We start from the raw sequence: 23,546 nt of genomic DNA, 5'->3' as shown, positions 1-23,546 counted from the left end.
TAGTTTGGCCCCTTGGTCAAGCGGTTAAGACACCACCCTTTCACGGTGGTAACAGGGGTTCGATTCCCCTAGGGGTCACCATTAACTCGATAAGCTTAGCTTATCGAGTTTTTTTTATGTTTATATAGAGTGTTTCTAACTTGTTAATAAAAGAGTTTTTATGTAGAATATAATAACAAGGAATATAAAAATAAATATTTTATAATAAAAATTAAAAGTCTAATAAAGATAAAGAGGTTACTATAGATGAATTATAATAGTATTATTAAAAAAGCTATTTTTTTAAGAAGACCAAATAGATTTCAAGCCTATGTAGTTTTAGATGGAGAAGAGTTATTGGTTCATGTTCCTAATACAGGAAGATGTAGAGAAATATTAAAAGAGGGATGTACTGTACTTTTAAGAAAGGGAACTACTCCAAATAGAAAAACTCCCTATGATTTAATAGCAGCATACAAGGGAGAAACTTTAATAAGTATAGATTCTCAAATTCCTAATAAAGTTGTGGAAGAAGCACTTAGAAACAATAAAATAAAGGAATTAAGAAAATTTAATAATATAAGTAGAGAGAAAACTTTTGGAAAATCTAGATTTGATTTTAAATTACAAGATGGAAATGAAAATACATATTTTTTAGAAGTAAAGGGTGTAACCTTAGAAGAAAACGGGGAAACTAGATTTCCAGATGCACCAACTGAAAGAGGAAGAAAACACATATTAGAGTTAATTGAAGTAAAAAAATTAGGTATGGGAGCAGGAATAATTTTTTTAATTCAAATAGAGAATGTTTCTAAGTTCTCTCCTAATGATGATACTGACCCAAAATTCGGAGAGGCCCTAAGATTGGCGAAGGCTAAAGGGGTAGATGTATTTGCGTATAATTGTAAAGTTACAGAAGAAGAAATAGAGTTACTTAATCCGGTTGAAATAATATTATAAATTATAGGAAATATAATTTATTTATTTTAAGTAGATAATAGTAGAATTTTTAAGATATAGATTAGAAATATAATAAAGAATATAAATTAGTATTTGAGATTATGAAAGGTGGTGAACTTTAGTTAGCTTAATTTATATATTACTATTTTAATATTAAATGATGAAAATTAATAAATTTTATATTGTAATATATTAAACTAGCCTCACTAAAGATATTAATTATGAAATTTAAATATTGTCCACTATGTGGTGAAAAATTAGAGCTTAAGGATAGCTGGGATGAGGGAATGGTACCTTATTGTAAGAGACATGGCATGATGTTTTTTGATTTGCCTAAACCATGTATTGTTGTTGCTGTAATAAAAGGTGATGAAATAATTTTATTAAAACAAAGTTATATATATAAAAACTCTAAAGTACTAATATCTGGATATGTTGGAGTAGATGAGTGTGCTGAAGAAACTGTTTATAGAGAAGTAAAAGAGGAAACAGGTATAGTAGTTAAGGATATAAAATATTTAGGAAGTGACTTTGTAGATGGCAAAGAATTACTTATGTTAACTTATTTAGCATATTATGAATCAGGTGAAATAAAAAAGTCAAATGAAGTAGAAGGAGCTGCTTGGTACAATATAGAGGATGCTCTTTGTGAGTTAAATGAAGATAGAATTGGAAAAAGAGTAGTAAAAAAACTTTTAAAAGAAATTGGATATGAAGGTACTAAAGCTTTTAGATGTGAAGGAAATGATTGTAATGTATAAAAATTTTTATTAATAATATTTTCTTAGGGTATTGCATTAATTAAAGTTTTTTAGTAACATTATAGAAAATCAATTAATATAATAAAAATATAAATGAATTAGAAATAGGACCAAAGTAGAGGTGCTGTAATTAAGAGTATTCATAAGTAGCTGACGAGCGATGAGATATGATGAAAGGAATTATGGCCGAAGGATAATTGATGGTAATTAATTTTTCTGGGTATATGTAAAATATGCATATAACTGTCACTTTAAAAAAGTGGAGTGCTACAAGGTACGCTAAGTTGCGATTAAAGCAGCAAAGGTGTTCCTTTGCTGTTTTATTTATTGGAATTAAATGCCAAAATCTCGGTAGCTTTGCATACTTTTATACTCTGCCACTAAAAACTTAATTGTGTGGAGGGAAAAGATATGAAATTATTTGGATCAATGAAAGTAGAAGGAAATGAATTGTATGTGGGAGGAATAAAAGCAAGTACTTTAAGTAAAGAGTATGGAACTCCTTTATATATAGTTGACGAAGAGTTAGTTAGAAGCAATTGTAAAAGGTTCTACAATGCTATGAAATGTGAAGAAAGAGGAAACAGAGTTACCTATGCAGGGAAGGCATTTATAAACATGTCAATGTGCAATTTAGTTAATGAGGAGAATTTATATTTAGATGTAGTTTCAGGGGGAGAACTTTATACAGCATATAAAGCTGGGTTCCCGTTAGAAAGAATATATTTCCATGGAAATAACAAATCTAATTATGAAATAGATTTAGGTGTTAGATTAGGGATAGGAAGATTTATAGTAGATAATTTGCATGAATTAGAAATTTTAAATTCAATAGCGCAAGAATATGGAAGGATTCAAAAGGTTTATTTAAGAATAACTCCAGGAGTAGAAGCTCATACTCATGAATATATAAAAACAGGACAGTTGGATTCAAAATTTGGGTTCCCTGTGATTGGAGATACTGTATATGATGTGGTTAAAAGAGCTATAGAGTTAGAGTATATAGAACTGAGTGGATTACATTGTCATATAGGATCACAAATATTTGATTTAGAACCTTTTGAGGACACAACAGAGATAATGTTAAATCTTATAAATGATATAAAAAATAAATTTGGATATGAAATAAAAGAGCTAGATTTAGGTGGTGGATTTGGTATATATTATACGGAAGGAGATCAACCTAAGGAAATAGAGGAATATTGCTCAGTTATAATAAATAAGGCTGAGGAAGTTTGTAAAAATTTAAATATGAATATTCCTATATTAAGTGTAGAACCAGGAAGAAGTATTGTAGGAAATGCAGGATTAACTCTTTATACTGTTGGAGCTATAAAAGAAATCCCTAATATAAGGAAATATGTTAGTGTAGATGGTGGAATGAGTGATAATATAAGGCCAGCATTATATAGTGCAAATTATGAGTCATTAATAGCTAATAGAGTTTATGATAATTCTAAAGAAGTAGTAACTGTAGCAGGAAAATGCTGTGAATCAGGAGATGTACTTTTAAATTCTATAGAAATGCCTAAAATGGAAACTGGAGATATATTAGCAATAATGTCCACTGGAGCTTATGGTCATTCAATGGCTAATAACTATAATAGGATACCTAAAGCGGCTGTAGTTAGTGTAAATAATGGAAACTCGAGAGTGATGTGTAAAAGAGAAACTTATGAAGATCTGCTTAGAAACGAATGTTTTTAATTTATGATATAAGTTGCATGGTAAAAACTATGCAACTTTTTTTATTTAAAATGATTTAGAATACTTCATTAAAGTATATAATAAAAGGTGAAGTAGTAAATAAATTAATAAATATGAATTTAATTAGAGTTTATATATACTTATATCAAATTTTTAGTTAAAATTGATTGAAAAATATTTAATAAAAAAAAGACATAAAAAAGACATAAAAGGATGATAAAATTATAGTAAAATATTTTTCAAACTTGAGGAAAAAACTATGAATTAAAGTTTACAAAGTTATGGTAATTTATGATATACTTATATTTGATACTTTTAAATTTTTTAAAGTAGAAAATTCTAAAATTGGTGAGAATTAATTTAAAATAAATTTTTAATATTTCTCATATTAATATTCGGAACAAGGAGTATAAAATGAAAAAATTGATAGTTGATAGAATAGAAGGACATTTTATTGTATGTGAAGATGAAAATGAAAAGATTTTAGAATTAAATAAGGATGACGTAATAGGAGAGATAAAAGAGGGGGATGTTTTAGTAAAAGGTAAGGATGGAAAGTTTCTTTCTGATAAAGCGCTTACAATGAAAAGAAAAAAAGAAATAGAAGACTTAATGAAAGGTATGTGGGAATAGGAATGGGCACTAGTAATTCAAAAAAGACATCATTCTTTTTAGATTGGATTGTACCAATCTTAGCAGCTTTACTATTAGCTTTTTTGATTCACAAATTTTTATTGTTTAAAATAAAAGTTCCTACAGGGTCAATGATGCCGACAGTAGAGATTGGAGATCAATTATTTGTTACTAGAATATACAATACTTCCAATATTAAAAGAGGAGATATAGTTGTATTCAATTCAGATGAATTTAGTGAACCGCTTCTTAAACGTGTTATAGGATTACCAGGTGATCACGTTGAAATAAAAAGTGATGGTTCAGTCTATGTAAATGGAAATAAACTTGAAGAAGATTATGTTAAATATCCAGGTGGAAAAACTGATATGTCTTTTAATGTGCCTGAAGGAAAATTTTTAATGTTAGGTGACAATAGAAATAACAGTGATGATGCTAGATATTGGAATGATCCATATGTAGATGGAAAAGACATAGAAGCAAAAGCACAGATAACAGTATATCCTTTTAATAGAATAGGATTTGTAAAATAAACGTTAGAAAAGGAGGAATGAGAGATGTTTAAAGATAAAAAAATGCTTAAATATATTCTCATATATGGTATTATAGCATTTGGTATAGTACTAACCTTTAACATGGTTAAAGATGAAATGCTATATGAAAAAGTAGATTATAGTACTTTTATGCAAATGGTAGAGAAAAAAGAAGTTAAAGCGGTGAATTTTTCAGGAAATCAAATTGAAATAACACCTTCAGATAGTAGTGAATTAAAAGGAAAAATATTATATACAACTAACCCAGCAGTTGCTGGTATTACTCAACCAGAGTTACTTAAGGACTTAAATGCATCAGGTGTAAGTTTTAATGTTACTAAACCTGAAAACTATCAATTTTTAGGATTCTTAATGTCATGGATATTCCCATTATTACTTATATTCTTTTTAGGAAGAATGATGTTCTCTAAGATGAATAATAAAATGGGTGGCGGAGTGATGTCATTTGGAAAAAATAATGCTAAGCTTTATGCTGAAAATGAAACTGGAATAACATTTAAAGATGTTGCAGGTCAAGAAGAGGCAAAAGAATCATTAGTAGAAATAGTAGACTTTTTACATGATACTAGTAAATATGTTGCTATTGGAGCTAAGCTTCCTAAAGGAGCTTTATTAGTAGGGCCTCCAGGAACAGGTAAAACTTTACTTGCTAAAGCTGTTGCAGGAGAAGCAAAAGTACCATTTTTCTCAATGTCAGGTTCTGACTTCGTAGAAATGTTTGTTGGTATGGGAGCTGCAAGAGTAAGAGATTTATTCAAGCAAGCTGAAGAAAAAGCACCATGTATAGTATTTATAGATGAGATTGATGCTATTGGTAAGAGTAGAGAAGGTTCTATTCAAGGTAATGATGAAAGAGAACAAACTCTTAATCAATTATTAACTGAAATGGATGGTTTTGATTCCTCTAAAGGAGTAGTTATATTAGCAGCTACTAATAGACCAGAGGTTTTAGATAAAGCTTTATTAAGACCAGGTAGATTTGATAGAAGAATAATTGTTGATAGACCAGACTTAATAGGAAGAGAAGAAATATTAAAAGTTCACTCTAGAGATGTTAAGTTATCAGATGATGTATCTTTAGAAGAAGTAGCAAAATCTACTCCAGGTGCTGTTGGAGCTGATTTAGCTAACATAGTTAACGAAGCTGCCTTAAGGGCTGTAAAGCATGGTAGAAAGTTTGTAATTCAAGAAGATTTAGATGAAGCTGTTGAGGTTATAATAGCTGGTCAAGAAAAGAAAGATAGAATTCTTTCACCAAAAGAAAAGAAAATTGTTGCTTACCATGAGGTTGGGCATGCATTAGTTGCTGCTTTATTAAACAATACAGATCCAGTTCATAAGATAACTATAGTTCCAAGAACAATGGGAGCTTTAGGTTATACAATGCAACTTCCAGAAGAAGAAAAGTACTTAGTTTCTAAGGATGAAATGATAGATCAGATATCAGTTATGCTTGGAGGTAGAGCAGCTGAAGAAGTAGTATTTAATACAATAACTACTGGGGCTTCAAATGATATAGAAAGAGCTACTCAATCAGCTAGAAATATGATAACTATATATGGTATGAGTGATAGATTTGATATGATGGCTTTAGAAGCTATGAGTAGTAGATATTTAGATGGAAGACCAGTTAGAAACTGTTCAGAGACTACAGCTGCTATAGCTGATGAAGAAGTATTATCTGTTATTAAGAAAGCTCATGAAAAATCAATTAAGCTTTTAATTGAAAATAGAGAGTTATTAGATGAAATAACAGGAGTTCTTTTAGATAAAGAAACTATAATGGGTGAGGAATTCATAGAAATAGTTTATGGGAAATATCCAGAAAAAAGAGAAGCCGATGAAAAGGCTAAGAAAGAAATTCAAAGCCTAAGAGAACAAGCATTAGCTAAGAGAAAAGAAAAAGAAGAAGCAATTAAGAAGGCTAGAGAAGAAGCCTTAAGATTAGAAGAAGAAGAAAGAAAACAAGCTGAATTAAAAGCTATGATTGAAGCTCAAGAGGAAGCAGCAAGATTAGCTAAAGCTAATAATGAAGCATTGGATTTAGCTAAAGAACCTGAAGATCAAAAGAAAGATGATAACTCTACAAATAAAATTGATGGTGAATAAATCTTAAACAACATTCTAGAAAAAGTTTTAAAATTTGGCTGTGTTTTAAACGCAGGTTGATTTTAGATAGAACCGCAAGTTATGTCTGAATGATTAGCTAAAATCAATAGCTAATTAAACAGAGTTTAATTTTATATGGCAATAAAAAGTGTATGAAGTTAAAAATGCTTCATGCACTTTTTGACTTTTCATTTATATTTTTGTTTAGAGGAAATCTTAGTGGTATAATTGGTTATAATGTAAGAGAGAAAATAAGAAAGGAAGATTTTAATGACTGATAAAAAAGATATAGAGTTTTTAGTTGAAGAGAAAAAATTAGAGGAAGTTTCTAATATATTAAATGAAGAAATGCTTTCATATATAAATAAAAGAAAATTTGTAACAGAATACATATTAGATTATAGAAAAAATGCAGTTGAAGAATATAAAGATGATGAAGATAAATTAATAGAATATTTTGATCATGAGAGATATGTAAAAGAACAGGCATTTACTACAATAGATAGAAGATTAAAGGAATTAACAATATTAAAAGATTCTCCTTACTTTGGAAGAGTTACATTTAATGATTTAGAATTTGAGCAAAAAGATACATTATATGTTGGGAGATTTGGAGTAACTCCAGAGGGAAGTTATGAGCCAGTAGTAGTTGACTGGAGAGCACCAGTTGCTTCACTTTTCTATCATGGAAGCTTAGGAGAGGCAACATATAATTCACCAGATGGACCTATAAAATGTGACATAGAAGGAAGAAGACAGATTATAGTTAAAAAAGGAGAGTTAAAAGGGGTATTTGATTCTGCTATAGATGTAAAAGATGATATATTACAAATGGTTTTAAGTAATAATAGTTCTGATAAGCTTAAAGATGTAATAATGACAATACAAAAAGAACAAGATGAAATAATAAGAAAAGATAGAACTGCTAATGTAGTAGTAAATGGAGTAGCAGGTAGTGGTAAAACAACAATTGCTCTTCATAGAGTAGCATATCTTTTATATAACTATAGAAAAGAATTAGAAGATAAAGTTCTTATTTTAGGACCAAATGGTATATTCATGGAGTATATTTCACAGGTATTACCTAGTCTTGGAGAAGTTGGAGTTAAGCAAGAAACTTTTGCTAGCTTTGCTTTAAAAGAGATGGATGAGGAAGTATATATTATGAGTTTTGACAAGTATTTAGAAAAAATACTTTCAAAGGATGAGGAATTCATAAAAGATGCTACTTATAAAAATTCATATGATATAATTAATGATTTAGATAAACTAATTATTGATATGGATAAGGAGTATTTTAATATTAAAGATGTAAAATACTTTGGTGAAGTAGTGCTTTCTAAAGAAGAGATAGAAGAGATGTTCACTAAGCATTATGAATACATGCCTTTATTCAGAAGAAGCGATAAAATTAAGAGAATAATCTTATCTAAAATAAAGGATAAGAGAGATGAAAAAGTTTGGGAACTTAATCAAGAATTAAGAAAAGAGAAGGAAAAATTAACTCCAGAAGAGCTTTTAGTTGAAGAAAATAACTTAGAATTTAGAAGAAAATTAAGAATAAGAGAAATTGTTAAAGAAGTAATGGATTCAAGAGCTAAGTTAGATAGTTGGATTTCTAGAGAAAGTATTGTTGATATATATGATAGATTTAATGGAGATAAAAAGGAATACACATTAAATGATTTAGCACCAATGCTTTATTTAGCTATAAAGTTAGAGGGGAAAAAAGCTTCTAAAGATTATAGACATGTGGTTATAGATGAGGCTCAGGATTATTCACCACTTCAATTTAAAGTTGTAAGAGAGTTAACAGGAACTAAATATTTCACAATTGTTGGGGACGTTAATCAAAGACTTGTTAAATATTTAGATGTAGCATCAATGATGGAATTAGAAAAAATATTTAATGATGTGAATCCAGAAATATATGACCTAAATAAAAGTTACAGAAGTACTTATGAAATAATAGAATATGCAAATAAGTATCTTAACGAAGATAGAATAATACCACTTGTTAGACATGGTAAACCTGTAGAAGAATTAGAATTTAATAACACTGAGGAATTTGTGGATACAGTTATTGAGTCTTTAAGAGAGTTTTCTAATGATGGATTAGAAAGTATAGCTATAATAACAAGAGATAAAAAAGAGTTAGATATGGTTTATAACTTAATCAGTGATAAAGTTCATTTAGTCAAGTTTGACAATGAGGATGTACTATATAAAGGAGGAAATGTTATAATACCATCATATTTTGCAAAGGGATTAGAATTTGATGGAGTTATAATGGTTGATAGTAGAGAAAGTGAAGAGAATGAGGATTTAATAAAATATATAATGAGTACTAGAGCTCTACATAGATTAAAAGAAATAAAGTTTAGATAAATTCTTATTTTGTTTATTAAAAGCATAAAGGTATTAGAGAGATAATTCTCTAATATCTTTATGCTTTTTTATATTTAGAATTTATTTCGTTTTTGGGAAGTTTATATAAAATTTGTTTAACATAATAATAAAATGTATAAAAACACAGGAAATATACAGAGGATATTTATGATGAATTTATAAAAAATATGCAATAAAATTGATTAAATAATTATATAATACCTTTTCAAAAGGAGTAAATTAATAAAATATATACTATAAAAATAAATTAATAGCAAAAAACAATGATGAGGAATATATTGGTTTTAAAAAATATATTGCAATTTTATTCATCAATAACGTATAATTATACAAGAAGGAAGCAATAAGTGAATAAATATTAGGGGGAATAAATATGAAAAAGAATTTGTTTAAAAAAATATTATCAATAGCTATGATCGGGGGATTAACTTTAAGCTTAGCAGGATGTGGGGCAAATGCTACTAAGGGAGAAAATGATTCTAATGGAAAAGTAGCTAAAATAAAAGAAAATGGAAAGTTAGTTGTTGGATTAAGTGCAGATTATGCGCCTTATGAATTTCATATAATGAAAGATGGAAAAGATCAGATAGTTGGATTTGATATAGACATAGCAAAGGAAATTGCAAAGGATATGGACGTTGATTTAGAAATTAAAGAAATGGACTTTGGGGCTATAGTTCAATCAGTTAAAAGTGGAGCCATTGATCTTGGAATTTCAGGAATAACTCCTGATGAAAAAAGAAAAGAAGCTGTAGATTTTTCAGATATTTATTATGAAGCAGATCAAGGAATTTTAATAAATAAAAACAATAAGGACTCTATAAAAGGCATTGAAGATTTAAAAGGAAAGAAAGTTGGAGCTCAAATAGGATCTATACAAGCTGAAATAGCAAATGGAATAGAAGGAGCAGATGTCAAACTTTTAGATAATGTAAATACTTTAATTTTAGAATTAAAAACAGGAAAGCTCGATGCTTTAATAGTAGAATTACCAGTTGCAAAAATAGCTACTGAAGTTAATGAGGAGTTAGCTACTGCAGACAATGGTATAAAAAATTCAGAGGGAGGATCAGCTATAGCAATACAAAAAGGAAATAAGGATTTAGTTGATCAAGTAAATGCTACAATTAAAAAATTAAAAGATGATGGAAATATGGATCAATTTGTAAATGATGCTATTGAATTAGTTCCATATCAAAAGAAAGAGTAATAATAAAAGTTTTAATAATTAGGGGGCAATACACATGGAGGGCTTAGACTTTGGTTTTTTAAAAGAGTATTTTCCAATATTTTTGGAAGGTGCTAAGTGGACATTAATAATTTCAGCAATAACAGTTATTTTGGGAGCTTTATTAGGAACAATTTTATGCTTTATGAAGCGTTCTAAAATTTCAATATTTAAAGTTAGAATATTAAAAGTAATTTCTAGTGCTTACGTAGAATTAGTAAGAGGAACACCTCTTTTATTACAAATATATATAGTTTATTTCGGATTACCTTCATTTGGGATACAATTAGGAGTGCTAACTTCATGTATTGTTGCTATTTCATTAAACTCAGCAGCTTATGTTTCAGAAATAATAAGAGCAGGAATAGATGCTATTGATAAAGGTCAGTTAGAAGCGGCTAGAAGTTTAGGTATGACAGAAGGAATGGCTATGAGGCTTATAATACTTCCGCAAGCTATAAAAAATATACTTCCAGCTATAGGAAATGAATTCGTTGCTATAATTAAGGAATCATCTATGGCATCTACAATAGGTGTAGCAGAACTTATGTATTCATCAAAGATAGTCACAGGGGCTACCTATAAAGGATTTGAGCCACTTATTGTTATCGCTATGTTCTATTTTGTTATGACGTTTAGTTTAGGAAGAGCTATAGCTTATATAGAAAGGAAGTTGAATAAAGCATGATAAATGTTAGTAATTTATATAAAAATTTTGGGAAAAATGAAGTGTTAAAAGATATAAGTGAAACAATAGAAAAGGGAGAAGTTGTTGTTATAATTGGCCCTTCAGGATCAGGAAAAAGTACATTTTTAAGATGTTTAAATCTATTAGAGGAACCTACTTCAGGAGTAATTAACTTTGAAGGAGAAGATATAACAAATAAGAATGTTGATATAAATAAAATAAGAGAAAAGATGGGAATGGTCTTTCAACAATTTAATCTTTTCCCACATAAAACAGTTATGGAGAATTTAACTATAGGACCAACTAAAATAAAAAAAGTTTCTAGTGAGAATGCTATAAAGAAAGGAAATGAGTTATTGGAAAAAGTAGGTCTTTTAGATAAAAAAGATGCTTATCCTAATTCTCTTTCAGGAGGACAAAAGCAAAGAATAGCCATAGCAAGAGCTTTGGCTATGGAACCTGATGTTATGCTTTTTGATGAACCAACATCGGCTTTAGATCCTGAAATGGTAGGAGAAGTTTTAAATGTTATGAAGTCTTTAGCAAAGGATGGAATGACTATGGTTGTAGTAACCCATGAAATGGGTTTTGCAAAGGAAGTAGGAGATAGAATTTTGTTCATGGATGAAGGTAAAATTATTGAAGAAGGCACTCCAGAGGAGATATTTGAGAATCCTAAAAATTCAAGAACACAAGATTTTTTATCAAAAGTTTTATAGTAGCCTTTAGAAGATTAAATTTTAATAGGTTTAATCTTTTAAATAAATTAATTAGTACAAAAAGAGGACATAAAGATTTAAAGCTTTATGTCCTCTTTTGTATTTTTAAGAAAAAAATAAATTCTTAACAAAACTTAATTATTTTTTATGAAAAATTTACTGTAAATGATATAATAATGAGAGTAAAGATTAAAATAATAAAGATAGTGAGGAAAATTTTATGAAGGAAAAAGTAAAAAGCTTTTTTAAGTGTAACTGGGTTTTTATTTTCCTAGTGATAACACTTCAAATAAAATCAATGTTGCTTTTATCAATGCTTAGAACACCAGGATCTACAAGTATTAACTTATCTTCAATGTATTTTACTCCTCCAGCTTGGTGGGGACATATAGCAATAGTAACATTAATAGCAAGTTTTGTTTACTTGTTTAAAGGTAAAGGAAGAATGTGGTCAGCTATAGTAATCGATATATTAGTGACATTACTATTTATAGCTGATATTTGGTACTACAGAGTAAATGGTACTTTTTTATCAATAAGACATATAATTGAGCCAGGGATTTTTAATCCTGTAGGAAAGAGTTTATTTAATTTTGCTCCTGTAGATTTAGTATTTATAGTAGACTTTATATTATTATTTTTAGTTTATAACTTTACAGGTTTAAAAAATGTAAAGTACAAGAGTAATATAAAAACTAGATTAATTGCATTTATATGTGTATTTGGAATAAGTGCAACTGTAATAGGAATATCCCATTATTATATAGATATTGAAAGGAAATCTGATAAAAGTTTCCTTAGAATATCATGGGCACCATTCCAAACAATTAGTGATATGAGTCCTTTAGGATATCATGGATATGATATTTATTACTATTCAAATAGAGAGCAGACTTTAAGTGATGCTCAGAAAAATGAAATTAAAGAATGGTTTAATGAAAACAAAGAGGACTTACCAGACAATAAATACAAAGGAATGCTTGAAGGCAAGAATCTTATAGCTTTACAGGTTGAATCTCTTGAAAACTTTGTTATAGGCCAAAAAGTATATGGTCAGGAGATTACTCCAAATATAAATAAGCTTTTAAAGAATAGTTTGTATTTTGATAATATAAAGGAACAAAATAACTCAGGAACAAGCTCAGATGCCGATTTAATGGTTAATACATCAATATTACCAGTTAGAGAAGGAACTACATTCTTTGGATATCCATGGACTGAATATAATACTCTACAGGATTTACTAGAAAGTAAAGGATATACAACAATTTCAACACATCCAGAGGTTCCAGGAAATTGGAATTGGGCTGAAGTTCATAAAGCATTTAATGCAGATGAAATATGGGATGCATCTCAATTTGATCAAAGTGAAATAATAGGACTTGGAATGTCAGATGAGTCTTATTTAAAACAGGTTGGAGATAAACTAAAAGATCAAAAACAACCATTCTATACATTCTTAGTAACATTAACAAGTCATGGACCTTTTGATATGCCTAAGGATAAGCAGTATTTAGACTTGCCTGAAGATTTAAATAACAATATGCTAGGAGCATATTTCCAAAGTATTAGATATACAGATCAAGCAATTGGAGATTTCTTAAACCAATTGAAAGAGGAAGGTCTTTTAGATAATACTGTAATAATGCTTTATGGAGATCATGGCGGAGTTCATAAATTCTATGAAGATCAAATAAAAGACGCACCATTAGCAGGTGATTGGTGGAAAGATGATCATAAAGAAATACCTTTCTTAATATATAACCCAAGCATTAAAGGGGAAACTATATCAAAAGAAGGTGGGCAAATAGATTTCTTACCAACTGCAGCATATCTTTTAGGATTTAATAGAGATGCATTTGATAATACATCAATGGGTAGAGTTTTAGTAAATACAAATAGAAATGCAACAATATTAAATGATGGAACAATAGTAGGAAATCCAACTATTGAGGAAAGGGTTCATTTAGAAAATTCATTTAATATTGCAGATATGGTTATACAAGGTAATTATTTTAAGAATAATTAATAAAATTAAAAGCTATTAGTTCGATTTTGAAAATAATCTAGCTAATAGCTTTTAAATATGTATTTTTTTAGTAAAAAACGTAAACTATAAACAAAATAAGTATGGTATAATATTAATCGTTGTAAAACTTGGAAAAACAAGTATTTTATTGATGGAGGCCTACTGATGGAATTTAAAGAAAAAAATAATAATGAGATAAGCAGTAAGCAGGAAAGTTTTTTTGTAAGTCTATTCAAATTGATGAGACCTAAGCAGTGGATAAAAAACTTTTTTGTCTTTGGGGCTTTAATATTTTCATATAGTTTCCTTGATTTAAATAAGGATATTTATGCAATTATTACATTTATACTATTTTGTTTAATATCATCTACTGTCTATATTATGAATGACATTTTAGATGTAGAGAAAGACAGGGTACATCCTAAAAAAAGGTTTAGACCTATTGCAAGTGGAGCAATTTCAATAAAGGAAGCTGAAATAGCTTTATTTATTTTGCTAGTATTTAGTATGACATGCGCCTTTTTTATTAATAGGAAGTTGTTTTTTATACTAGCAGTATATTTTATAAACAATATTTTTTATTCATTTAAAATAAAAAATGTAGTAATATTAGATGTTATTTCAATTGCTTTTGGATTTATATTAAGAGTCATTGCTGGGGGAGTAGTTATTGATGTTTCATTATCTGGATGGATATTATTATGTACTTTCTTTATAGCATTATTTTTAGGATTTGAAAAAAGAAGAAATGAGATAATTAAATTAGAAGAAAAGGCTACTGAACATAGAAAAATATTAGATGATTATTCGGATGAATTATTAAAACAGTTTTCGGATATTACATTAACTTGCACTGTTATAGCTTATGCTATGTATACATTCGTAGCTTATGACACTTCTTATATGATGATAACAAATGTTTTTGTTATTTATGGACTTTTCAGATATAAATATTTAAGCATGAAAAAAGGTCAAGGGGGAAGTCCTACCGAAACAATATTAACAGATAAAAGTATAATAATTGATGTAATATTATGGGCAGTTACAAGTGTAATAATACTTTTATGGATAGTTTAATAGTTTAAATTTACTTAGTTATATATTATTTTTATGATATATAAAGTTAATTGTGTATTTATTTAAGAAATGAGGTATAAGGATGAAATCTATAAAGATTGCTTTATTTGATATTGATAAGACCTTAATAAATGGTGATTCTATGTTTAAGCTATTAAAGTACACTATAAAAAAATATCCGAGAGCTAAATGGAATTTACCAAAACTTTTTTTTATGTTAGTCTCATATAAATTAAAGTTTATTGATACTAAAAAGGCAAAAGAGAATATGTTTTATACTCTAAATTATTTAAATAATAATGATCTTGAAGAGTTTTATAATGAGGTAATAAAAGCTACAGTATATAATGATGCCATAGAAGAGATTAAAAAGCTAAGAGAAATGGATTATTACATATTATTAGTATCTGCTTCTCCAGAATGTTATTTGAAATTTTTTGAAATAGAAGATTACGTAGATGGAGTAATAGGAACAAAATTAAGTTTGAAAAATGACAGATACATAAATAAGATAGAGGGAGAAAATTGCAAAGGAAAAGAGAAAGTAAAAAGAATAACTGAGTATCTAAAAGAAAAAGATTTATGCATCAATAAGGCTGAATCTGTAGCTTATTCAGATTCCCTTTCAGATTTACCTATGTTTAATTTGGTAGGAAAGGCATATTTAATAAATTATAATAAGAAAAATTTAGATTATGAAATACTAAGATGGAAGTAGGAGAAGGTTGTGAAAGAAAATAAGCTTTGGAAGGGAATATTACTAATAGTAATATCAGCTTTGTGTACTTCATTTGGACAACTTTTTTGGAAAATTGGAGTAAATCAGAGCATATGGATTATATTATTAGGATTTATTCTTTATGGTGTTGGAGCATTAACGATGATAATAGCATTTAAATTTGGTGAATTATCAATTTTACATCCTCTTATGTGTATAGGATATATTTTTGCTCTAATAAATGGATTTGTATTTCTAAATGAAAGAGTGTCATTTTTACAATTGGTAGGAATAGTTGTGATAATTATAGGAATTGTATTCATAGCAAGGGGGGATGAAGGTGAATAAGATATATTTTTTATTCCCTATAATGACTCTTTTGGGAGCATTAGGTGGATACTTTTTTAAAAGAGGAGCAGATAACTTAAATGGACTATTATCGCTTATTTTAAATTGGAGAGTTTATATTGGCGGAATATTTTACGTAAGTGCAGCACTTTTAAACATAGTAGCACTTAAGTTTTTACCATATAGTATTGTTTTACCTTTAACTGCCATGACATATATATGGACAATGATAATATCAAAAATAGCTTTAGGAGAGAAGATAACTAGAAATAAAATAATAGGAACTATTTTAATAATAATAGGATCTATTTTTATAGCTATGTAGTTTAAATGAATATAAATTTATAACTAGTAATTTGCAAAAAAAATATGAATATGGTGTGTTTTTAAAATTTCATAAGCTAATATAAAATTACACTTTATACATTTATTAATTTAAGAGTGTTTTAGCTAAGTGAAAATAAAAATAAATTATATTTAAAAATAAAAAAGGAGGATATTTTATGCCAAAGAGTAATGGACTTTTAAGTAAAATAGGTAGGTTTCTTAAGAAATTTCCTTTAGAAATACTATTCTATCTTTTACTTGTATTTAAAATTACTGTATTTTGTACAATGCTAAAGAGTAATAGCGGAATGGAACTAAATTTAGGGTTTGTATATGGATTAATAGATTATAAAATAATATATCTTTTATTCCCATTATTATTCATAAGTTTTGGATTCTTATTTAAAAGATGGGGGAAATTCATATACTTATATATTGTGGATTTAGGAATTTCAGCACTTTTAATTTTTGATTTACTTTACTACAGACTTTATGGAACTTTTCCATCAATAAAGTTCTTAATTTATCCAGATTTATTTAATCCTTTAAATAAGGACTTGCTATTCTTTAGAAGTAGAATGCTTTTATTTTTAATAGATTTAGTGTTACTACCTATACTTTACATATTATTTAGAAAGTACACTAAGAATTGGTATTTTGGTAAGCTTAAATATAGAATTATAGCATTTTTATTAACATTCTTAGTTCCTAGTGGATGTATATTGGGAAAATACTATTTATATGATGTTAAGGATATAACTAATGGAGAAAAGGGATTCTTAAGAGTTGCTTGGACACCTACTAGTGGACTTTTCAGAGCTACTCCTTTAGGATATCATTTCTTTGATATTTATAAGACTTTAGTTCTTGATAAGGATATAAAATTAAGTGATCAAGAAAAGCAAGAGGTACAAAGCTGGCTTGATGCTAACTATGAGAATTTACCTGATAATCAATACAAAGGGGAGTTAAAAGGTAAAAATTTAGTTGTTATACAAGTTGAATCTTTAGAGGACTTCGTTATAGGCAAAAAAGTAGATGGACAAGAAATAACTCCAACACTAAATTCAATGTTAAAGAATTCATATTATTTCCCTAATATTTATGAAGAAAATTTAACTGGATTTAGTTCAGATGCTGACTTAATGGTTAATACAGGTATGTTACCAGTAACTAATGCTGCAACATCATTTGCATATCCAAGTAGAACATTAACAACTTTACCATCTTTATTAGAAAAGGATGGTTATACTACGGTTTCAGCTCATCCTGAGGTTGCTGGAAGCTGGAACTGGGGAGAAGTACATCATAGTTTATTAAAATTCCAAAATTCATACACATTATATGATTTTAATGAAGATGAAATAATAGGATTAGGAATATCAGATAAGAGTTATTTATCACAATTAGCAACGAAAGCAGGAAGTTTAAAACAACCATTTTATCTATTTACAGTTACTTTAACAAATCATGGTCCTTTTGAAATTGATGATGCGCATACAACAATAAAAGTACCAAGTGAAATAGACGGAACTCTTTTAGGACAATACTTTAAGACTGTAAGATATACAGATGAAGCTATTAAGATGTTTATGGATAAATTAAAGGCTGAGGGTAGATTCGATGACACAGTATTTGTTATATATGGAGACCATGCTGGTCCTAATAAATACTATAAAGATCAATTAAAAGATGTTAATTTTGACGGAAACTATTGGAAACTTGATGAGAAGAAAGTTCCACTTATAATTTATAACCCATCAATAAAAGGAAAGACAATAGAAACTAAAGGTGGTCTTATAGATGTTATGCCAACAGTTTCATATTTACTAGGTGTTAATGATGGAAGCTTAAGAAATGTAATTGGAAGAAATCTTTTAAATACAAATAGAAATATAGCACCACTTCCAGGTGGAGAAGTAGCCGGAGAAGCTAAATCACAAGATGAGTTAAATCACGTTAAACAATCTTATGATATATCAACTAAAATAATAAGATCAGATTACTTTAAAAATAATTAATACTCATGTCTCATTAATAGTGGAGGAGTAGGTAATTAAAATTTATCTTAAACAGAATTAAAAAGAGTAGAAATGAGAATTATCATTTCTACTCTTTTTTAACAAGTAAAATCTCTATCTATAGTTATTATACAGTTATATTGTGGATGAGTCTCTTTAACAGCATTTATTATGCTTTCCTTTAACTCACTTTCAGACATAACTTTTTTTAGTTTTTCTGGGTTTACAACCACATCAAATATAAGATTTTTCTTTTCACCATGACCAATAATCCTAAAATCATGCATTGATTCTATTAATGGATTATATTTGATTATTTTATCTATTTCTTCTTTAGCTTGTTTTATTTCATCATCTTCTATACAGATAGGGTCCATATGAATTACTAAATAAATTTTAAGCTTTTTAGAAATTTCTCTTTCAGCCATATCTATAATATCGTGTATTTTCATAACATTTATATCAGATGGTATTTCAGCATGAATTGAAGCCATACATTTTCCTACACCGTAGTTATGAATTATAAGGTCATGAACACCTATAATATTATCGTATGATAAAACCATATCTCTAATATTTTTTGCAAGCTCAGGATCAGGAGCTTCTCCTAATAGTGGATTTATAGTTTCTTTTATTAAAGTGAATCCAGCGTATAATATAGCTAGTGAAACAATAACTCCTATATATCCATCAATAGGAAATGTAGTAAACTTAGCTGCTAAGAATGATATAGCAACGCATGTTGATGTGAACACATCACCTAAAGCATCAACTGAAGTAGCTTTAAGAGCTGAAGAATTTATTCTTTCACCTGTAATCTTATTAAATCTACTTAACCAAAATTTGAAGAATATTGAGATTACAAGTAGAATAAAAGGAATTAGTTCAAAATTGACATGGGTGGGGTTCATAATTCTTTCTATTGATGATTTTGTGAATTGAAAACCTACTAGCATTACCATGAAAGCAACTATTAGAGCTGAAATATATTCAATTCTACCATGACCAAATGGATGTTCCTTGTCAGCGGGCATTTTGGCTAGTTTAAAACCAATCATTGTTATTACAGAAGAGCCGGCATCAGAAAGGTTGTTAAAGGCATCAGCTGTTATAGCTATACTTGCTGAAAGTAATCCAACAGAAATTTTAATTAAGAACAAGAGTGTATTAATAATTATTCCAACTATACTGGCTAGATAACCATATGCACTTCTAACATCTTCATTTTCTGTATTTTTATAATCCTTAATGAATAATTTTATTATAAAATTTGAAAACATAAGTATCATCTCTCCATTTTTATATTAAATTGTGAATCTAATACTAGTAATTATAATATTTAAGCTTTCATAAGATAAAATACTAAATAATAGATTGACTAAATAAAATCCAGAAGTTTCAAAAACTAACCTGAACTAAATCTCATTTTATTATAACATAATATTTTATATTGAAAAATATTGAAATAGAATATAAAATAATAAGGCAATTATAAAAAAATCAATATAAGGATAATTATAGTATATAGGGAGAGGTTAGGGATGAAGAGAAGGAAAATAAGTGCTTTAATACTGTCGTGTGTTTTTGTTGCGAATATTTCAAGTTTTAATGAAGTGGTTTTAGCAAATGAAAATAGTGGAAACGAAAGTCATAGTGAAAGCAATAAGGAAAGCAATTGTATAGCGGGTGATTATCATGAAGTTAATGAGGGAAATTTAAAAAATTCGAAGAATACACCAGTTATAAATGGAATAAAGGTAAATAAGCAATTAATAGATATAAACTATTCTCAGGGTGTTACTATAAAGCCTAAATATATAGTTATACATGACACTGATAATAGACAAGCTGGAGCTAATGCTATGGCTAATAGAAATTATTTTGCAAACCATCCAAATGCTAAAGCATCAGCTCATTACATAATTGATGAGGGAAATATTGTTCAAGCTTTAGAAGATACTTGGAAGGGATGGCATGTTGGAGATGGTAATAATCCTAATATAAATAATTCAACAACTATAGCCATAGAGTTATGTGTTAATAAGGGAAATAATTTTGATAAAACTCTAGAACATGGAGTTGAACTAACTAAGTATTTAATGAATAAATATAATATACCTTCAGAAAACGTTGTGATGCATAGAGATGCAAGTGGAAAAACATGTTCAAGAATGATGATTGAAGATAGACCGAGCTTATGGCCTTACTTTAAGAATAAAATTTCTGGTGGAGATGGAAATGTAGAAGATGATGGATTAAAGCCTAAAATGCAAGGGAAAGTTGTGAATGCATCTGTTCTAAATGTAAGAGAAAGTCCAAGCACTTCTGGGAGAATTGTACACAAATTAAATAGAAATCAAGTTGTAGGAATATATGAAGAGCTAAATGGATGGTATAAGATTGATTATATAGATGGATTAAAGAAAAAATATGGATATGTAAGTAAAGAGTATATATCAGTAATAGGTGAAACGCCTGGAGACAGTGATAATACAGGAAATAATCAGGAAAATACCATAAATAAAAATGGTAAGGTTGTAGGTATATCCTCAAATTTAAATGTAAGAAAAGGACCAGGTACATCATATAGTGTTGTAGGCTATCTTTTAAATAGTGAAGAGGTTAAGGTTAATTATGAAAAAGATGGTTGGTATAACATAACTTTTAATGGAAATAAAGAAGGATATGTAAGTAAAAAATATATTTCTTTGGAAAATGATAGTACACCAGAAAATCCAGAAAAACCGTCAGTAGAGCCAGAAAAGCCATCAGTCTCAGTAAATAAACAAGGAATAATTAAAGTTAATAGCACTCTAAACATGAGAAGCGGTCCTGGAAGCAATTATGGTGTTATAGGAACTTTACGTAATAATGATAAGGTAGAAATACTTAAGGAAGTAGATGGCTGGTATGAAATAAAATTCAATGGTAAGACTGGATATGCTTCAAAGTCATATATAACTATAGTTAATGAAGGATCGAATAATGAAAGTAACAATGAAAATAAAGAAGGAACTGTTTATGGGGTAAGTACAAATTTAAATGTGAGAACAGGTCCTGGAACTAATTATCAAGTATTAGGTTATCTATTACCGGGAAATAAGGTTAAGATTTTAGGAGAAGAAAATGATTGGTATAAAGTTCAATTTACTACTAATAGTGGAATAAAAATTGGATATGTAAGCAAAAAGTATATTAAGGTGTAATTATCTGTAAATCTATTGAAAAACTAATATATTTTCAGTGAAAACAGGGTTTTTCATAGTGTTTTAATATTTTGTTAATTATAAGTTTTGTGGTAAAGTATAAATAAAAGTATCTATTTAGATAGAAAGGTGAGATACAGATGGAAAAAGTTATCGCAAATGAACTAATTAATTTTTTATATGAAAGTCCAACAGCTTTTCATGCTACAAAGAATGTAAAAGACACATTGGAATTTGAAGGATTTAAAGAATTAAAAGAGACAGATAGATGGGATTTAGAAGTTGAAGGCAAATATTTTGTTACTAAAAATGATTCAGCTTTAATTGCTTTCAGAGTTGGTAAAGGTGACATTGCAGAGAATGGATTTAAAATAATAGGTGCCCATACTGATTCACCAGGATTTAGAATAAAGCCAAATGCAGAGATAACAGTTGAAAATACTTATGTTAAGTTAAATACTGAGGTTTATGGTGGACCGATATTAAATACTTGGTTTGATAGACCATTAGCTTTAGCAGGAAGAGTATCATTAGTAAGTAAAAATCCATTAAAACCAGTTAATAAAATAGTTAATATAAATAGACCAATACTTATAATTCCAAACTTAGCAATTCATATGAATAGAGAAGTTAATGATGGATATAAAATAAACAGACAAAAGGATACATTACCATTATTATCACTTGTTAATGAAACTTTAGAAAAAGGTAACTATCTAATTGAGCTTTTAGCAAAAGAATTATATTGTGCAAAAGAGGATATTCTTGATTTTGAATTATATCCATATGAATATGAAAAAGGTTGTTTAATGGGCTTAAACGAAGAATTTATATCTTCAGGAAGATTAGATGACTTATCAATGGTTCATGCTGGTATTAAAGCATTAATGGATGCAGAAGTATCACAAGCTACTAATGTAATGGTATGTTTTGATAACGAAGAAGTTGGAAGTGCTACTAAACAAGGTGGAGATTCAGATTTCTTAAAAACAATATTAGAAAGAATTGTACTAGCTTTAGGTAAAGATAGAGAAGATTTCTTAAGATCTTTATCAGAATCATTTATGATTTCAGCAGATTTAGCTCATGCTGTTCATCCAAACTTAGGAGAAAAACACGATCCTGTAGTTAGACCAGTTTTAGGAAAAGGACCTGTAATAAAAATAGCAGCATCACAAAGCTATACTAGTGATAGTGATTCAGCAGCTGTTTATGAAATGGTATGTAGAAAAGCTGGCGTTAATGTTCAAAAGTTTGTAAATAGATCTGATATGAGAGGTGGTTCAACTATAGGACCAATATCATCAACTCATTTACCAATAAGATCAGTTGATATGGGAACTCCAATATTAGCAATGCATTCAATAAGAGAGTTCGGTGCTGTAAAAGATCACTTTGATTGTATAAAATCATTCACTGAATTCTTTAAAATTTAGTCTATTAATAATTTTCAATATATTAGTTAATATAATTTCTATTAATTATAAGAATAAAAAAGTGTATCAAATACTGATACACTTTTTATTTTTTGGAGTTGTTTTGTAAATGTTGATTTTTTACATATCATCGTCATCAAAAATATCTTCTGTATAATCAAATTCATTGTATGCTATATTGTTACAAACTATATCATCTTTAACGGGACTAGGTAGTTTTGAATAAGTTTTTCCTGTTTTTGAATAAGAAACTAGATCATGTCCTTCAGGACTATAAAATGTCCTATCTTTAGGAGTATATAATTTGCTTTCATTTTTTTCGCTCATTTTTTATTTCTCCTTTCAATTTTAAACTATATAAACTTGACTATAATTTAGAGTGAATTAATTTTCTTTAAATTAAGTCTACTTTTAGTTTCTCCAAAATGATTTAAGTTATTTAAAATAGAGTTTAAGTTTATTTGGTAATTATTAAGGTTTGTAGTAAATCTATGAGTTGGATTGTTAAATCTATTATTATTAAGTTTTATATAGGTTATATTTACGTAAAGTCTGATTAATAAAGTTGAAAAAACAAATACTATATTTTAGGATAGGATATAAGAAGAAAAAATAGGTAATAACGAATTGGTAATTT

20 protein-coding genes, 1 tRNA gene and 1 riboswitch are annotated in these 23,546 nt (G+C 28.2%); of the genes, 19 read left to right on the top strand and 2 right to left on the bottom strand.

Features of this window, described 5'->3' with window-relative positions; genetic code table 11:
* Window positions 1–6: 6 nt before the first annotated feature.
* The 17 genes from OIF33_RS11100 to OIF33_RS11020 all read left to right on the top strand — a co-directional run bounded on the left by OIF33_RS11100 (window position 7) and on the right by OIF33_RS11020 (window position 18,267).
* Window positions 7–81 (top strand) — tRNA-Glu (locus OIF33_RS11100).
* Window positions 82–246: 165 nt separating this feature from the next.
* Window positions 247–939 (top strand): DNA/RNA nuclease SfsA, encoded by a 693-nt coding sequence (gene sfsA / locus OIF33_RS11095; RefSeq protein WP_322504312.1) that lies wholly within the window; start codon window positions 247–249, stop codon window positions 937–939.
* Between the two features lie 221 nt (window positions 940–1,160).
* Window positions 1,161–1,700 carry an NAD(+) diphosphatase gene (locus OIF33_RS11090; RefSeq protein WP_322504311.1) on the top strand — a complete coding sequence of 180 codons (540 nt, stop codon included), beginning with the start codon at window positions 1,161–1,163 and terminating at the stop codon, window positions 1,698–1,700.
* A 108-nt stretch (window positions 1,701–1,808) separates the two neighbouring features.
* Window positions 1,809–1,978: riboswitch (Lysine riboswitch) on the top strand.
* Window positions 1,979–2,111: 133 nt separating this feature from the next.
* Window positions 2,112–3,407 (top strand): diaminopimelate decarboxylase, encoded by a 1,296-nt coding sequence (gene lysA, locus OIF33_RS11085; protein WP_322504310.1) that lies wholly within the window; start codon window positions 2,112–2,114, stop codon window positions 3,405–3,407.
* Window positions 3,408–3,821: 414 nt separating this feature from the next.
* Window positions 3,822–4,040: a DUF3006 domain-containing protein gene (locus tag OIF33_RS11080; RefSeq protein WP_322504309.1), complete on the top strand. Its 219-nt coding sequence runs from the start codon at window positions 3,822–3,824 to the stop codon at window positions 4,038–4,040.
* 2 nt (window positions 4,041–4,042) lie between these two features.
* The gene (gene lepB / locus OIF33_RS11075) at window positions 4,043–4,573 is read left to right on the top strand and encodes a signal peptidase I (protein WP_322504308.1); all 531 of its coding nucleotides are present in this window, start codon (window positions 4,043–4,045) and stop codon (window positions 4,571–4,573) included.
* A gap of 24 nt (window positions 4,574–4,597) precedes the next feature.
* The gene (ftsH, locus tag OIF33_RS11070; RefSeq protein WP_322504307.1) at window positions 4,598–6,703 is read left to right on the top strand and encodes an ATP-dependent zinc metalloprotease FtsH; all 2,106 of its coding nucleotides are present in this window, start codon (window positions 4,598–4,600) and stop codon (window positions 6,701–6,703) included.
* A gap of 270 nt (window positions 6,704–6,973) precedes the next feature.
* Complete coding sequence (locus OIF33_RS11065) at window positions 6,974–9,091, top strand: HelD family protein (protein ID WP_322504306.1); 2,118 nt, start codon at window positions 6,974–6,976, stop codon at window positions 9,089–9,091.
* A gap of 394 nt (window positions 9,092–9,485) precedes the next feature.
* Entirely contained in the window at window positions 9,486–10,322 is an 837-nt protein-coding gene (locus OIF33_RS11060) for a transporter substrate-binding domain-containing protein (RefSeq protein WP_322504305.1), read from the top strand.
* A gap of 34 nt (window positions 10,323–10,356) precedes the next feature.
* On the top strand, window positions 10,357–11,028 hold the full coding sequence (locus tag OIF33_RS11055; protein ID WP_322504304.1) for an amino acid ABC transporter permease: 672 nt from the start codon (window positions 10,357–10,359) through the stop codon (window positions 11,026–11,028).
* The gene (locus OIF33_RS11050) at window positions 11,025–11,747 is read left to right on the top strand and encodes an amino acid ABC transporter ATP-binding protein (protein WP_322504303.1); all 723 of its coding nucleotides are present in this window, start codon (window positions 11,025–11,027) and stop codon (window positions 11,745–11,747) included. The genes OIF33_RS11055 and OIF33_RS11050 overlap by 4 nt, the downstream gene beginning before the upstream one ends.
* 220 nt (window positions 11,748–11,967) lie before the next feature.
* Window positions 11,968–13,776, top strand: coding sequence for an LTA synthase family protein (locus tag OIF33_RS11045; protein ID WP_322504302.1), 1,809 nt, complete (start codon window positions 11,968–11,970; stop codon window positions 13,774–13,776).
* 165 nt (window positions 13,777–13,941) lie between these two features.
* On the top strand, window positions 13,942–14,853 hold the full coding sequence (locus tag OIF33_RS11040; protein WP_322504301.1) for a decaprenyl-phosphate phosphoribosyltransferase: 912 nt from the start codon (window positions 13,942–13,944) through the stop codon (window positions 14,851–14,853).
* Window positions 14,854–14,935: 82 nt separating this feature from the next.
* The gene (locus tag OIF33_RS11035) at window positions 14,936–15,571 is read left to right on the top strand and encodes an HAD-IB family hydrolase (RefSeq protein ID WP_322504300.1); all 636 of its coding nucleotides are present in this window, start codon (window positions 14,936–14,938) and stop codon (window positions 15,569–15,571) included.
* Window positions 15,572–15,580: 9 nt separating this feature from the next.
* Window positions 15,581–15,919 carry an EamA family transporter gene (locus tag OIF33_RS11030; protein WP_322504299.1) on the top strand — a complete coding sequence of 113 codons (339 nt, stop codon included), beginning with the start codon at window positions 15,581–15,583 and terminating at the stop codon, window positions 15,917–15,919.
* Window positions 15,912–16,244: an EamA family transporter gene (locus OIF33_RS11025; RefSeq protein ID WP_322504298.1), complete on the top strand. Its 333-nt coding sequence runs from the start codon at window positions 15,912–15,914 to the stop codon at window positions 16,242–16,244. Before OIF33_RS11030 ends, OIF33_RS11025 begins: the two co-directional genes overlap by 8 nt.
* A gap of 178 nt (window positions 16,245–16,422) precedes the next feature.
* The gene (locus OIF33_RS11020) at window positions 16,423–18,267 is read left to right on the top strand and encodes an LTA synthase family protein (RefSeq protein WP_322504297.1); all 1,845 of its coding nucleotides are present in this window, start codon (window positions 16,423–16,425) and stop codon (window positions 18,265–18,267) included.
* 98 nt (window positions 18,268–18,365) lie between these two features.
* On the opposite strand, the gene OIF33_RS11015 is transcribed toward OIF33_RS11020, so the two are convergent.
* The gene (locus tag OIF33_RS11015) at window positions 18,366–19,547 is read right to left on the bottom strand and encodes a cation diffusion facilitator family transporter (protein WP_322504296.1); all 1,182 of its coding nucleotides are present in this window, start codon (window positions 19,545–19,547) and stop codon (window positions 18,366–18,368) included.
* A 261-nt stretch (window positions 19,548–19,808) separates the two neighbouring features.
* On the opposite strand from OIF33_RS11015, the gene OIF33_RS11010 reads away from it, so the two are divergent.
* A complete protein-coding gene (locus OIF33_RS11010) occupies window positions 19,809–21,473 on the top strand; it encodes an SH3 domain-containing protein (protein ID WP_322504295.1) in 1,665 nt (554 codons plus the stop codon).
* A gap of 134 nt (window positions 21,474–21,607) precedes the next feature.
* On the top strand, window positions 21,608–22,909 hold the full coding sequence (locus OIF33_RS11005) for a M18 family aminopeptidase (protein WP_416173357.1): 1,302 nt from the start codon (window positions 21,608–21,610) through the stop codon (window positions 22,907–22,909).
* Window positions 22,910–23,029: 120 nt separating this feature from the next.
* Here the strand turns inward: OIF33_RS11005 and OIF33_RS11000 are convergent, their stop codons facing one another.
* On the bottom strand, window positions 23,030–23,236 hold the full coding sequence (locus OIF33_RS11000) for a hypothetical protein (protein ID WP_322504293.1): 207 nt from the start codon (window positions 23,234–23,236) through the stop codon (window positions 23,030–23,032).
* Window positions 23,237–23,546 lie beyond the last annotated feature (310 nt).

It is taken from the genome of Clostridium sp. LIBA-8841 (assembly GCF_034439435.1).
Classification (GTDB): Bacteria; Bacillota; Clostridia; order Clostridiales; family Clostridiaceae; genus Sarcina.
This window is presented reverse-complemented; position numbering and strand designations above follow the sequence as displayed.

Excerpts from the sequence above, each read along its gene's own strand:
- sfsA (WP_322504312.1), top strand. The coding sequence starts at position 247 with ATGAATTATAATAGTATTATTAAAAAAGCTATTTTTTTAAGAAGACCA.
- OIF33_RS11090 (WP_322504311.1), top strand. The coding sequence starts at position 1,161 with ATGAAATTTAAATATTGTCCACTATGTGGTGAAAAATTAGAGCTTAAG.
- lysA (WP_322504310.1), top strand. The coding sequence starts at position 2,112 with ATGAAATTATTTGGATCAATGAAAGTAGAAGGAAATGAATTGTATGTG.
- OIF33_RS11080 (WP_322504309.1), top strand. The coding sequence starts at position 3,822 with ATGAAAAAATTGATAGTTGATAGAATAGAAGGACATTTTATTGTATGT.
- lepB (WP_322504308.1), top strand. The coding sequence starts at position 4,043 with ATGGGCACTAGTAATTCAAAAAAGACATCATTCTTTTTAGATTGGATT.
- ftsH (WP_322504307.1), top strand. The coding sequence starts at position 4,598 with ATGTTTAAAGATAAAAAAATGCTTAAATATATTCTCATATATGGTATT.
- OIF33_RS11065 (WP_322504306.1), top strand. The coding sequence starts at position 6,974 with ATGACTGATAAAAAAGATATAGAGTTTTTAGTTGAAGAGAAAAAATTA.
- OIF33_RS11060 (WP_322504305.1), top strand. The coding sequence starts at position 9,486 with ATGAAAAAGAATTTGTTTAAAAAAATATTATCAATAGCTATGATCGGG.
- OIF33_RS11055 (WP_322504304.1), top strand. The coding sequence starts at position 10,357 with ATGGAGGGCTTAGACTTTGGTTTTTTAAAAGAGTATTTTCCAATATTT.
- OIF33_RS11050 (WP_322504303.1), top strand. The coding sequence starts at position 11,025 with ATGATAAATGTTAGTAATTTATATAAAAATTTTGGGAAAAATGAAGTG.
- OIF33_RS11045 (WP_322504302.1), top strand. The coding sequence starts at position 11,968 with ATGAAGGAAAAAGTAAAAAGCTTTTTTAAGTGTAACTGGGTTTTTATT.
- OIF33_RS11040 (WP_322504301.1), top strand. The coding sequence starts at position 13,942 with ATGGAATTTAAAGAAAAAAATAATAATGAGATAAGCAGTAAGCAGGAA.
- OIF33_RS11035 (WP_322504300.1), top strand. The coding sequence starts at position 14,936 with ATGAAATCTATAAAGATTGCTTTATTTGATATTGATAAGACCTTAATA.
- OIF33_RS11020 (WP_322504297.1), top strand. The coding sequence starts at position 16,423 with ATGCCAAAGAGTAATGGACTTTTAAGTAAAATAGGTAGGTTTCTTAAG.
- OIF33_RS11015 (WP_322504296.1), bottom strand. The coding sequence starts at position 19,547 with ATGTTTTCAAATTTTATAATAAAATTATTCATTAAGGATTATAAAAAT.
- OIF33_RS11010 (WP_322504295.1), top strand. The coding sequence starts at position 19,809 with ATGAAGAGAAGGAAAATAAGTGCTTTAATACTGTCGTGTGTTTTTGTT.
- OIF33_RS11000 (WP_322504293.1), bottom strand. The coding sequence starts at position 23,236 with ATGAGCGAAAAAAATGAAAGCAAATTATATACTCCTAAAGATAGGACA.